This window comes from Spiroplasma endosymbiont of Seladonia tumulorum, assembly GCF_964020235.1.
Lineage (GTDB): Bacteria > Bacillota_I > Bacilli_A > Mycoplasmatales > Mycoplasmataceae > Spiroplasma.
This window is the reverse complement of sequence record NZ_OZ026545.1, coordinates 1,087,248-1,100,200: the sequence shown is the minus strand read 5'-3', so window position 1 is coordinate 1,100,200 and position 12,953 is coordinate 1,087,248. Positions and strand designations below refer to the sequence as shown.

The following is a 12,953-nucleotide window of genomic DNA, read 5'->3' as shown; positions in this document are numbered from 1 at the left end:
TAATCTTATTTTAAATCATATCAACTTAAACCAGTTTTCTTATCAACTATTAACTTTACATCTAATTTAGTAGAATCTTCCATCAATGTTTTAACAATTTTTTGCACTTGAATTAATTCAACTTGTGGAATTTCAAAAATTAATTCATCATGAATTTGTGCAATAATTTTTGCTTTTAAATTTAATTTTAAAAATTTTTGGTCAATATTTTTAAAAGCAATTTTAATAATATCCGCTGCACTACCTTGAATTGGCATATTAATTGCAATCCGTTTTCCAAATTCACGTTGCATATAATTACGGTCATTAATTTCTGGGACATAACGTTTTCGATTAAAAATTGTTGTAACATAACCATTTTGTTTACAAAACTCAACTTGTTGATCAATAAAAGCCTTAATTGTTGGAAATTGTTGATAATAATTATTAATTATTGCTTTTGCTTTTGCAACAGAAATATTTAAATCAGTTGCTAAACCAAAATCACTAATTCCATAAATAATCCCAAAATTAACAGCTTTCGCACTACGACGAATATTTGGTGTAATCTCATTTTTTGATAAATTAAAAATTTTCATTGCAGTATTAGTATGAATATCTTCATTCTTATTAAAAGCAGCAATTAAATCTTGGTCTTTTGACATATGTGCTAAAATTCGTAATTCAATTTGTGAATAATCACAAGATAATAAAACATTATTTGGCGATGAAACAACAAAAATTTTTCGTACCTCTTTTTGAACATCATCACGAATACTAATATTTTGCATATTAGGTTCCACAGATGAAAGCCGACCAGTATTTGTTAAGGTTTGTTTATAAATTGTATGAACTTTCCCATCAGCAAAAATATATTTTTCCATCCCTTTTAAATAAGTTGAATATAATTTTTGATACTTTCGATAATCTAATATCTTTGGAATAATCACATGGTTATTTTTTATTTCTTTTAATGTTTCTTGTGCTGTTGACCCTTTTTTCCGATCAGGTAATGAAAGATCTTGAAATAATAATTCTGAAATTTGTTTTGGTGAATTAGGATTAATTTCTTTTTGCGCAATATCATTAATTTCGTTATTTAATTCTTGCACAATTTTTTCAATTCGTAAGGTTTGTGTTGTTAATTCATGTTGGTTAACTTTAACACCATTAATTTCCATTCGTGCTAATGCAAAAGCGGTTGGTAACTCAATCTTATAATATAAATCATATTGCTGATTAGCTTTTAATAACTCAATAATTTTTGGTCTTAATTTATGAATGTACGCTGCTTTTTCACCAATAAAATGACTTAATTTAATTACATCAGCAGGAATTTGTTTTTTAACCCCTTTACCATAAAATAATTCATTAGTCAAAATTTGTTTTTTTTCAAATAAATTAATATAAGTATCTAAACTATTTTTTGCATTTGAATTATAAACATAACCAGCTAGCATCATATCATATTCAATATTTTGAACAAAAATATTATCACGAGCTAAAGCAACAATTAAACTCTTTGCATGATAAGTTAACTTTTGATATTTAGTATCATTTAAAAATTGATGTCATAGTTTATCATGCTTTGAATGAATATAATCAAAATAAAAAACACCTTTCGAATTAACAATTCCAAACCCAATAATTTCTGCAGTATGATAATTTTCATCTAATAATTCTAAATAAACAGTAGTGTTATTTTTATTAAATTCGGAACGTCATTCTTCAATAATCTTTACTGTTATATTTGAATTTTGGGTACTATTATCTTGATTATTAAACAACTTTGTTACAAATGAATTCATATTATATTTTAAATAAAATTGCATTAATTTTTCTTGATTTGGTGAAAACTGAGTAAAAGTAAAATGTTCTAAATTAATATCACAAAAAATAGTAGCTATCTTTTTGCATAATAATGCACTTTCCTCATGATTTAATAAATTTTGTTGTAATGCACCCTTAATCTGCTTAATATTATCATATAAATTTTCAATTGAATGATATTCCTTAATTAATTTTATTGCTGTTTTTTCGCCAACCTTTGGAACACCCTTTAAATTATCGGAAGGATCACCCATTAGTCCTTTTAAATCAGGAACTTGTAATGGTGTAATTCCCCATTTTGCTCTTAAAGCTGTTTCATCAATAACATCAGCACTGTCGCCTTGACGTGGCATTAAAATATTTGTTTTATTAGTAATTAATTGATATAAATCTTTATCACTTGAAAAAATATCAACATAAAAATCTTCTTTTTCAGCCAGCACTGCTAAACATCCTAATAAATCATCAGCTTCATATCCTTCTTGCTCTAAATATGGAATTTGATAACTATCTAAAAATTCTTTTACAATTGGAAATTGTACAATTAATTCATTTGGCGTTTTACTCCGACCATCTTTGTAGTTAACTAATAAATCATGACGAAAATTCTTTTTTCCTTTATCAAAAGCAACAACAACACTATAGTAGTTATTTGTTTTTAATATTTTATTCAACATATTGGCAAATGCATAAACAGCATTTGTTGGTGTTCCATCCAAACTTTTTAACATCTCGCCATTATACGCTGTGGCATAAAATGCTCTAAAAAGCAAAGAATTTCCATCAATTAACAATACTTTTTTCATTTTACAATCTCCTCTTTTATGTTCAATTATAGCCTAATTTAATTTTAAAATATACTTTAAAACTAAATTATCAAACCAAAAAAGCACCGCCACTACCAGAAAGCATTACATTTGAATATTCTTGCTTTAGTGTAAGATAAAATTTTTTTAACTCTGGATTAATTTTAAAAGCGGGCTGTTGTAACATATTAAAATAAAGATTATTAATTATTTTTTTGTTTTATAGTATTGATAATTATGGTCAAATTCTTGATAAACCTCTTTTGTGATTGATGATATTTTTGAATCAATAATTTTAAGATTTGGGATTTTATATTTATTAATTTAATGCATTGTTAAATACTTAATTTTATGACCATAACCAGAGATTATTGCTGGTTTTTCTAAATAAAAAAATAAAGCATCGGAACTAAGACTTTGAATTAACTTTTTAATTTTCCAAGAATAATAATTAATATTAAAAAAATGACAGATAAGTTTAATCATTGCAACAGCATTACTAGCAGAATAACCAAGACCAGAACCAATAGTTGTATTTTTAATTAAATTAATATGAACTGGAGTTGATTTAAACTTAGGGAACATAACAACAAATTTATGATATGCTTCCAAAATAGTATTATTATTTGAATCTAGTTCTTTTTTATTATAAGTAAAAATTGTTTGTTTACCTTGATAAGGCAATAACTCAACATAATCATATTCTTCCTTATAAGGAAAAATAATACTTTTAATATGGTGCATTTTTTTAAATTTATGTTTGTGAAAAACCTCTAAAGTTAAATTAAACTTACCATATGATCTAATTTTCATTTTTATAGTTCTCCCTTAGTTTGTTTAATTTCATTATATAAAAGATAAAAATCATTTAAACTTAAATTTTCTGAACGTAAATTTAATGCATAGTTTAATCTTACCAAAATATCTTCGGCTAAAATTTTATTGTTAATAATAATTGCTAAGTTATTTAAAATTGTTTTTCGCTTTGTTGCAAACATCATTCGAATAAATCTAATAAATTCTTCGTCATTTATTAATAAAGGATATTTTTTATTCAATTTAAATTTTAAAACAATACTATCAACTTTTGGTACTGGAACAAAATTATTACGACCAACTAAGGAAACTTTTTCAATGTCACTATAAAATTGACAAACAACAGAAAGACTACTATAATTTTTTGAATTTGGCTGAGCCATAATTCGTTCACCCACCTCTTTTTGCATCATTAAAATAATTTCTTTTACTTTTGGATTATTTATTTTTAATAATTTAAAAATAATTGGTGAAGTAATATAATAAGGAATATTGGAAATAATACTAATTGGATTATTATTTAAAAATTCTGTTAAAAATAATTTTTCTAAATCAATGGTTAAAATATCTGCCTGGATAACAGTTAAACCCTGATCTTTAAATTTTAATGTTAAATATTCTACTAAAGTTGAATCAATTTCAACACAAACAAGCTTGTTTGCTTTTAATAAAATAGAACTCGTCAAAGCACCCATTCCTGGACCAATTTCTAAAATATTTGTGTTTGGTAAATCAAATGCACTATCAACAATTAAATTAATAAAATGAGGATTTGTTAAAAAGTTTTGTCCCTTACTCTCTTTAGCTATTATTCCTTCGGCACGCATTTCTTGGTTTTGTTTCTTCATTATTTCTCCTTTAAAATATCAATTAAATCTTGTTTTTTAACATTCATATAATTTAGTCATTTAAATGTTGTTTTATTATTAGTTGGCATTAAGTTATAGTACTTAATAATTTTTTCGCGTTTTACTTTTGAATCAACTAAATTAATATAATCACTTCATTGTAAATTATCAACTGGCTGGTTTGAAAAACTAATTAAATTATTAATACTATTTTTAATTGCATCTTCAGATGCCTCAGCAATTCCAACTTTTTTACCCTTGGTTGCATCATTCTTACTTATAAAAGCATGCAGGCAGTTGTTTTCTAAATAATCACTAATAATTTGGCGTAATTTTTGTCCAGGATAATCAGGATCAGTAAAAATAATTACTTTATTATTTAAACTAATTTTTTTGATCAATGCTAATTTTTCTTTTGTAATCCCACTACCGTTAGTTTCAATTGTTTTAATATTAGGAAAAATACTTTTTAACTTTGTTGAATCTGTCTTACCTTCAACAATCACAAATACTCCCATTTTAGCCTTCACTCCCCGATAAACACCTTTTTTATTTACTTATCCTGATTTTATAGTATAATTATACTATACTGTTATATTAAAATAATCATAAATTTTAAATATAGGAGTAGGAGGCAAAAAGAAATATGGCTAATTATAAATTTGGAAAAGACTACTCGTTTTTAGCACTAGACTTAGGGACAGCTAACACGGTAGCCTATGTATCAGGTCAGGGAATTGTTTATAACGAACCTTCGATGATGGCATATGACACTTTAAGTAACTCATTAATTGCCTTAGGAAATGAAGCATACAAAATGGTTGGAAAAACGCATGATCATATTAGAATGGTAACACCATTAGTAGACGGAGTTATCTCCGATATGGAAGCGGCTCAAGATTTGTTAAAACACATTTTTAGTAGATTAAAATTATCAGGAATTTGAAAAAATTCACTAGTAATATTGGCATGCCCCAGTGGAGTTACCGAATTAGAACGTGGTGCTTTAAAAGTTATTGCAAAAGATATGGGAGCAAGTCACGTTTTAGTAGAAGAAGAAGTTAAACTAGCAGCATTAGGAGCTGGCATTAATATTGGTCTAGCACAAGGAAATTTAGTAATTGATATTGGTGGAGGAACAACAGATATTGCAATTATTTCAGCTGGTGATATTGTAATTTCAAAATCAGTTAAAGTTGCAGGAAAACACTTAGATCAAGAAATTCAAAAATATATTCGTGTTGAATACAATGTGCTAGTCGGAATTAGAACGGCTGAACAAATTAAAAAAGAAATTGGTGCATTAGTTAAAATAATTAATGAAAAACCAGTTCGTACCTTTGGTCGTGATATTATTACGGGATTACCACGAGAAGTATTAATTAAACCTGAAGAAATTAAAAACGTTTTATTAGCCCCTTTTTCAAGAATTACAGACTTATTAGTAGAAGTATTAGAACAAACATCACCAGAATTAGCTGGTGATGTTATTAGAAATGGTATTACCATCTGTGGCGGAGGAGCTTTAATTCGTGGAATTGTAAAATATTTTGAATCAATTTTCCAATTAAAAGTAAAAGCTGCAAATGATCCATTAATGTGTGTAATTGATGGTGCTAAAACTTATGAAAAAAATTTAGGTGCTGTAATTGAAAGAATTCAATTACTTGATGCAAATGAATACAAAATTTCATAAAAAGTATATTTTTAAAATAGAGTGCACCCATTTTAGTAAGTACTAATAAAAAAGTATTTACTATTTTTTTAATTATATTTTTTTCTTTACGATTTGAATATCATGTATTTCATTTTATAACATCTTGTAAATATTCTTCATGTGAATTATATATTTTATTATGGATTGTAGCTTTCTTAAGTAATGAATGAAAACTTTCTATAACAATATTATCTGCACAGTGGTAATTTTTTCCCATTGAAATTGTAATACCGTTAGATAAACATTTATCGTGATAAATAGTGGATGTATATTGATATCCGTGATCTGAGTGAATTATTATTCCATTCAGATCTTTTTTTATTAATTTTATTTTATTAATTGCATCATTTAAATTATCCATTACTAATTTATTGTCATTATATTTAGATCACTTTACATCAACTATTTCTTTAGTATACCCATCAATAATTGTTGATTGATAATATCTTTCTCCTTTTCAAATTAAATATGTTACATCAGTATATAGTACTGAAAACCTTGTTTTTATATCATTGAATTTACGATTAATTAAATCAGGATATTGCAATAAGCTTTTTTCTTTATTCTGTTTATATTTCATTTTTCTTCTCATTTTTCTTACATATTCAGGTTGTATTTGATTATCACGCATAATTCTTAAAACTTTTTTTGAATTATATTTTATACCATAATCTTCCTTTAAATATTTAGTAATTTTTCGATAACCAAATTGTTTTAAATTTTCTTCATAGACTTTTACAATATCATTTATTGCTTTTTTATCTTTTTTTGCTACTGTCATAATTTTTATATTTATCTCAATAACTACGTTTTAACCCTGTTACTTCTAGTAATAATTTTATTGAATATTCACAAAAATTTTGTTTAATAAAAGAGACAATTCTTAGTTTGCTTAATTGTAAAAGTCATGGAGCTTTTTTAATAATTCATACCTTGTTTTATAATATTCTAAATTTCTTTTGGCAAAAGAAATTTTAGGTCCTTTAGGATTGTTTAATTTTCCTTTTTTATGATTTGCTCATCAAGATTCTACTGTATTTACATTTATATTATATTGTTTTGCTACTATTCAACAACTTTTTTGTTTAATTTCCTCAATGATTTTTGTTCTAAATTCTGATGTATATTTGTTATATTTTTGTCCTTTTTTTACCATATAAAAATGCACCCCCTATAAAAATTTAGCAAAATCTTTTTTTATTTTACTTACTTTTTGGGGTGCACTCTAAAATATACTTTTTTTATTTTCCAAAGAACTAATAATATAAAAAAAACTAAAATTTTTAAAAAAGAAAAAAGAAACTTGAAATTATCATTTTTAATTGCAAATTATACCAGATTTTATATAATAAAGTTACTTGATATTGAATGTTTTATAACAAATAAAGGGTTTAATATTTAAAAAAATTATTATGTTATTATTATTGCTATGTTTTTTAACGAAGCAATAAACGGAAGGAGACATTTTAAAGATGGCAATATCAGACGTATTGAAAAATACATTTAACATTTCGCCAAAAGCACCCCGGAAATTCATTGCTTTCGATTTAGGAACTACTAATTCGATTGCTTATGTTGCTGGGAGAGGCATTATTTTTAATGAAGCATCAGTAATGGCATATGAAATCGGAACTAAGAAACTAATAGCATTAGGTGATGATGCTAAAAAGTTAATGGCAAAACATACGATAAAATTGAAATTTACTCGCCATTACGTAATGGAGCAGTTACGGATTTAACTATTGCAGAAGAATTTATTCAACAAATAGGGAAAAAAGCAAAAGTAACTGATTTATGAAAAAATGCTATTGTTTTAATTGCATGTCCCAAAAATATTACAGACTTAGAAAAACAAGCAATAATCAAGATGTGTAAAAATATTGGTGCTGACTTTGTAAAAATTGAGGAAGATTCATTAATGGCTGCCTTAGGAGCGGGTGAAAATATTTTTGCACCAAAAGGAACTTTTATTTTAGACATTGGTGGTGGAAAATCAAGTTGTACTATTATCTCAGCTGGTGGAATTGTTGAAAGTAAATCAATTAAAACTGCTGGGAATTATATTGATGAAGAAATCTTAAAATACATTCGTGCGAAGCATACTATTTTAATTGGTGTTGTTACTGCTGAACAAATTAAAAAACAAATTGGTTCATTATGCAAAACAAAAGAAAATAAAAAAATGATTATTTTCGGTCGTGATGTTGTAACAGGAATGCCAAAAGAAGCAGAAATTTTAGATTCAGAAATTAGGAAATTATTAATAAGTATTTTTTCATCAATTACACAATTAATAACCGAAGTTTTAGAAAAAACTCCAGCTGAGTTAGCTGGTAATGCTGTTGCTAATGGAATTTTAGTTACTGGAGGATGTGGTCAAATTGCCGGAATTAAAGAATTTCTATCAGATTATTTTAAAATTCCTGTTCGTGTAGCTAAAAACGCCGAAACATCTGTTATTGATGGATGTATTGCTTATGAGAAAAAAATAGAACCGACTTAATTGAAGAAAACAAAAAAAATAGATAAGTTTAAAACTACTTATCTTTTTTTTATTATAATTTTTAGAAAAATGATAAAATTATAATAATAAGGTGAGGCAATAATGAAAAAAGTATTATCATTTTTAACAGCACTAACTTTTATAACTCCAGCAATTAATTCAGTTGTAAGTTGTTCAACAATTGATGTACGAATTCGCCAAGCTTTGGCAAATTGAACTTATACGTCAAAAACTGATCAACCAATTTTTGGAGCAGTTTTTAATTCTGACAAAACAATTAATGAACCATATTTCTCATATTGATTTATTCAACAAATTTTGACTTCGTCTGGTTACATTAATATTGATAAACCTTGAAATCAATTACTAAATAATAATAGCGGTATTGCCTGGCCTTATCCTAGTTCAACAAATATTGAAGAAATCTATAGTGATTGATTTAATTCAACTATTACCAGCATTGAAGAAGGCAAAATTAATATTTATGATTTAAAAACTTTCTTTATTTATATGACGATTTATAATCCAATTATAATTTTATCTGATACATAAATTTTTGAATATAAATATAAGCGTGAGCAATCAGCAATTGAAATTGAATATCGATATAAAACACCAACTGATATTAATACTTATATTACAACATTAGTTAAAAAATATTTAACTTTTTTAAAAAACAGTTGAAGTTAAATATTTAAAATTAACTAAATACTTTTAAACAATTGATGAAGCAAATCAATGAATTGAAAATTTAGTTAATAGTTTAATTAGAATTTTAACAATTATGTCACCCACTTTTGTAATTCCTTTAAGCATTAATACAAACCGATACTAAACTTATGGGGCGAGTAAAAAAGATACGGGTTTTTCCAAAAAGGGAAAATCCGTTTTTATTTGTTAAAAACAAGCTTGTTTATTAAACTTTTAATTAAATTTGTTAAATTAACAAAAAAGTTAACAAATGTTTTTTTAGTATGCTTTTTTCTACTAACACCAACAAGTTAATAAACAAGTTAAATAATTAGTTAAATAATGTGTTCAATAACATGTTAGATAACATGTTTAAAAACACTTTATTAACAACAGACTGGAGGTTTTTAAAATTGAATATAGTCAAAAACTTGTATATGTTTATATGAATAAAAATTATATACGAGATGTAAAATTTGATACTTTTAATTGTAGAAACTGCGTTTCGCCAAAAACTTATGGTGCGAGCTGATTACAGCCAAAAAAATTAATTTGACCAGGTAAATTTCCTAATCAGGTAAGATTAGGTATTTATTCAAATCAATTGTATGAAGAGTTTATTTTTAAAAATAATAAAAAAATTATTACTTGTCATATTTTAGGTTCTGAATTTAAAGAACTTATTGAGAAACAAGCAAAAGGTAATCAGTCGGCATATTCACGGCAAATAAATGACCCAGAAAAAGAGTCTAATAAAAATAATACTGAACCAATAAATTTTAATAAGAATGATATTTTATGGGATTAGCTAAAAATTTAGTATATGCAATATATGACATAAATGATGATTTAGTTGGTATTTATGAATTAGTAGAAGATGTAGTAATTAATTATTATCAGGTTAGTCCAGATAATCCGCTTTTTGAAATTAAAAAAAAGTATGTTCATCAAGTTGTTTATCGTACAAAAAAACAGTTTCATACACAAAATATTAAAATTTATTGTTATAAGGAGGAATAAAAGTGGAATCAAAACATTTTTTTGGTTAAAAGCATTAGCAAAAAAATATAAGGATAATGAAATTATTTCTAAATTAGAAAATATTAGAAAAGAATTCAAGAACCAAATGTTAAAGGTACAATAAAATTAAATTATAAAGAAAATATAAAAATGTCAGAACATGAATTAGATGCTTGAAAACATTTACAATATTTTCTAAAAAAGGAGTCAAATAAAAATGCCAAGAGTTCAAAGCAATTTAGTTAATAAAAAAAATAAACCAGTGACTAAAAAGAAAACAACTATTACAAAAAATGCTGTTAGCTCTACGATTAAAAAGAATGTGACAAAAAAAAGAAATTGTAGAGAAAAAACGAGAATGAATAAATAAAATAATAATTGATGTTAAAATTCATTCTGATCCTATAAAAACTAAGATTGTATCCAAAACAGCTGGTGGTGTAGAAATTGATGCGGGTTCTGCAGGATGTAGTTGATCCGGAATGAATTATACTACTTTATCAATATATGAACCGAATTTATTATCAACTTTTTTAAAATTAAGAAAAGATGACGAAATTAGAGTAACTGGTAGTATTTAAAATACTTTAAATAAGGTAACAAAAAAATATTTTCATTGTATTAGAGTTGAAAAATTTGAAATTATTAAAAAAGTACCGAGAACTCGTTCCAAAAATAATCAAAAATAAATTTATAATATATAATTTAACAGTAGCAGTAATGTTACACCCTAAATGAAACAACTTCTTTAAATCAGGAGTTTTTATAAAAAATGCGGATTGTGTTCTGCATTTTTTATTTTTGCATTATACAATCATCAATGAAAAAAGGAGGAATTTAAAAAATGGCAGTAAAATATGTTTTAGTTGATGACAATAATCAAGCTATTTTAAATGATGATGGTAGTTTAGCTATTCAAAATGCAGAATTTGTTTTTGCAAATCAAGAAGAATTAGATGCACATAATGCAGAACTTATAAAACTAAAATCAGAACAAAAACAAAGAATTAGCGAATTAGTTACACTTTCTGAAAAACAAGCCGAAAAGTTAAAAAGAATTGATATTTGAAATTTTATTGATTCATTAACTTCGATGAAGAAATTAGAAAAGTTTTAAGCAATACAAATTATGATATTAAAGACGATGTTGCTGTAATTAAAGCTAAGTTAAAATCTGATTATCAAGATTTAATGAAATTAAAACCAGTAAATACTGGTGGAGTATCAACAAATAAAACAGATGAAAATAAAATTATTGATACTGACAATGTATTTAATAAATAGAAAGAAGGAGATAATTGTGGCACAAAATCCACAAAGAATTTTCGGAGATATTGCTAATCAAGCAACACAAAGAGACCGAGAAACATTTGAACAATGATATTTACAAACTTATCAACAAAAATTTAGTTGAGAAGCACTATTTGCGTGAAAAGATGCAAGTAAATTTAGTTTAACATATAAAATAAAGAACAAGATAATTTTATTGACTCTTTTTTTGCTAATAAATATGAAGAAAGTAAAATTTTATTTATAGAACATATTAAAAACCTTGATGATGAAATATTTTCTAAAAAAGAATATAAGAAAGATGGATGATTCGTAAAAGAAAAACGATCTAGAAAAATAGTTGATGAATGAGGAGAATTAATTTATCTACGAAGAATTTATCGTAGATGAAATAAAGAAACTAATTCATGAGAAAACAAAGCATTTGTAGATGAAAAAATAGGAGTTTTAAAATATCAAACATTAACTTTAAATTTAGAATTAAAAATATTAGAATTATCTGAGGGAAAAAGACAAAAAGATATTTTACATTGTTTTCCAAACATAAACTTAACTAGAATGAAAATTTCAAATGTTATTAGAAAATGTGATATTGAGTATTTTAGTAGTCATTTATTTAATGAATTTGAAAAGATTAAGTTAGAAGAAAATTCATGTCTTTATATTTTTATGGACGAAGGTTTTGTTTCATTAAAAGAAGATAAACAAATTAAAGATTTTAGATGTCGGATTACAACATTTAATACTGGTTTTAATTTTAAAAAATGTAAATATAACAGAAAAGTATTAGCAAATAAAAGAGGTTTTGTTATATTAAAAGAACAAAAAACAGGTGAAATTAATACCGAAGATTATGTTCAAAGAATATTAATGGAATTAGAAAGATATTATATTTTACCTGAAAAATTTAAAATTATTGTTAGTGGTGATGGTGACGGTTGAATTATACAAACAACTTCTTTTTTAGGAGCTAAGTATGTTTTAGATCGATTTCATTTTTCGAAAGAATTAAAAAGAGCTTTTTAAAAGGAAGAAAAACCGAAACAAAAACAAATATTTATAATAAATGTTATAATTTGTTTATTAATGGTAAGTATGATAAATTATTAAAAATTGCTAATTCTTATCACAAAACTGAATTAGTTAGATATATTAAAAATCATAGTAAAGGCATTAAAAACCAAAAATTAGAATATAACATTGGTGTTTCAGCTGAGAGTGATATATCTTGATTTCTTAAATCAACTTTGGGGTATGGGGCAAAAGCCTACGCATATAAAACATATAAAAATTTACTATACTTAAAATTAGCAAAAATAAATAAAATTGATGTAATAGCAAATATTAAGAATTTTTATACTTTTAAATAATTAAAATAAGGTAAATTTAAAAATTTATTACTTTTTGGTCGTCTTATTAAAATAATGTGTTAATATAAATTTAACAAATAAAGA

The 12,953-nt window shown here is 24.9% G+C and carries 15 protein-coding genes and 1 pseudogene; 10 read left to right on the top strand and 6 right to left on the bottom strand.

The annotated features are described in order from the left end of the window. Positions 1–5 precede the first annotated feature (5 nt). The 4 genes from polA to rnmV form a co-directional block, all read right to left on the bottom strand. Positions 6–2,615, bottom strand: coding sequence for a DNA polymerase I (polA, locus tag AACL22_RS07015; RefSeq protein WP_338990724.1), 2,610 nt, complete (start codon positions 2,613–2,615; stop codon positions 6–8). A gap of 324 nt (positions 2,616–2,939) precedes the next feature. Next, positions 2,940–3,428 carry a hypothetical protein gene (locus tag AACL22_RS07010; protein WP_338990723.1) on the bottom strand — a complete coding sequence of 163 codons (489 nt, stop codon included), beginning with the start codon at positions 3,426–3,428 and terminating at the stop codon, positions 2,940–2,942. Positions 3,429–3,430: 2 nt separating this feature from the next. Continuing rightward, positions 3,431–4,279 carry a 16S rRNA (adenine(1518)-N(6)/adenine(1519)-N(6))-dimethyltransferase RsmA gene (rsmA, locus tag AACL22_RS07005; RefSeq protein WP_338990721.1) on the bottom strand — a complete coding sequence of 283 codons (849 nt, stop codon included), beginning with the start codon at positions 4,277–4,279 and terminating at the stop codon, positions 3,431–3,433. Next, complete coding sequence (rnmV, locus tag AACL22_RS07000; RefSeq protein WP_338990719.1) at positions 4,279–4,797, bottom strand: ribonuclease M5; 519 nt, start codon at positions 4,795–4,797, stop codon at positions 4,279–4,281. The genes rsmA and rnmV overlap by 1 nt, the downstream gene beginning before the upstream one ends. 128 nt (positions 4,798–4,925) lie before the next feature. On the opposite strand from rnmV, the gene AACL22_RS06995 reads away from it, so the two are divergent. Next, positions 4,926–5,975: a rod shape-determining protein gene (locus AACL22_RS06995; RefSeq protein ID WP_338990717.1), complete on the top strand. Its 1,050-nt coding sequence runs from the start codon at positions 4,926–4,928 to the stop codon at positions 5,973–5,975. Here the strand turns inward: AACL22_RS06995 and AACL22_RS06990 are convergent. Then, positions 5,896–6,777: an IS3 family transposase gene (locus tag AACL22_RS06990; RefSeq protein WP_338990715.1), complete on the bottom strand. Its 882-nt coding sequence runs from the start codon at positions 6,775–6,777 to the stop codon at positions 5,896–5,898. The genes AACL22_RS06995 and AACL22_RS06990 overlap by 80 nt on opposite strands. A gap of 111 nt (positions 6,778–6,888) precedes the next feature. After that, positions 6,889–7,152, bottom strand: coding sequence for a hypothetical protein (locus tag AACL22_RS06985; protein ID WP_338990712.1), 264 nt, complete (start codon positions 7,150–7,152; stop codon positions 6,889–6,891). 316 nt (positions 7,153–7,468) lie between these two features. Here AACL22_RS06985 and AACL22_RS06975 point away from each other — a divergent pair. The 9 genes and pseudogenes from AACL22_RS06975 (at position 7,469) to AACL22_RS06935 (ending at position 12,869) form a co-directional block, all read left to right on the top strand. Further along, a pseudogene (locus tag AACL22_RS06975) lies at positions 7,469–8,499 on the top strand (rod shape-determining protein). A 102-nt stretch (positions 8,500–8,601) separates the two neighbouring features. Then, entirely contained in the window at positions 8,602–9,051 is a 450-nt protein-coding gene (locus AACL22_RS06970) for a hypothetical protein (protein WP_338990706.1), read from the top strand. Positions 9,052–9,634: 583 nt separating this feature from the next. Next, entirely contained in the window at positions 9,635–9,997 is a 363-nt protein-coding gene (locus AACL22_RS06965; protein ID WP_338990703.1) for a hypothetical protein, read from the top strand. Beyond that, entirely contained in the window at positions 9,988–10,209 is a 222-nt protein-coding gene (locus AACL22_RS06960) for a hypothetical protein (RefSeq protein WP_338990700.1), read from the top strand. Before AACL22_RS06965 ends, AACL22_RS06960 begins: the two co-directional genes overlap by 10 nt. A gap of 320 nt (positions 10,210–10,529) precedes the next feature. Then, entirely contained in the window at positions 10,530–10,790 is a 261-nt protein-coding gene (locus AACL22_RS06955; protein WP_338990697.1) for a hypothetical protein, read from the top strand. Positions 10,791–11,053: 263 nt separating this feature from the next. Beyond that, positions 11,054–11,326 carry a hypothetical protein gene (locus AACL22_RS06950; protein ID WP_338990694.1) on the top strand — a complete coding sequence of 91 codons (273 nt, stop codon included), beginning with the start codon at positions 11,054–11,056 and terminating at the stop codon, positions 11,324–11,326. Between the two features lie 183 nt (positions 11,327–11,509). Then, positions 11,510–11,746 (top strand): hypothetical protein, encoded by a 237-nt coding sequence (locus tag AACL22_RS06945; RefSeq protein WP_338990692.1) that lies wholly within the window; start codon positions 11,510–11,512, stop codon positions 11,744–11,746. 311 nt (positions 11,747–12,057) lie between these two features. Then, positions 12,058–12,525, top strand: coding sequence for a UPF0236 family transposase-like protein (locus AACL22_RS06940; protein WP_338990689.1), 468 nt, complete (start codon positions 12,058–12,060; stop codon positions 12,523–12,525). A gap of 50 nt (positions 12,526–12,575) precedes the next feature. After that, positions 12,576–12,869, top strand: coding sequence for a hypothetical protein (locus AACL22_RS06935; protein ID WP_338990687.1), 294 nt, complete (start codon positions 12,576–12,578; stop codon positions 12,867–12,869). The last annotated feature ends 84 nt before the right edge of the window (positions 12,870–12,953 follow it).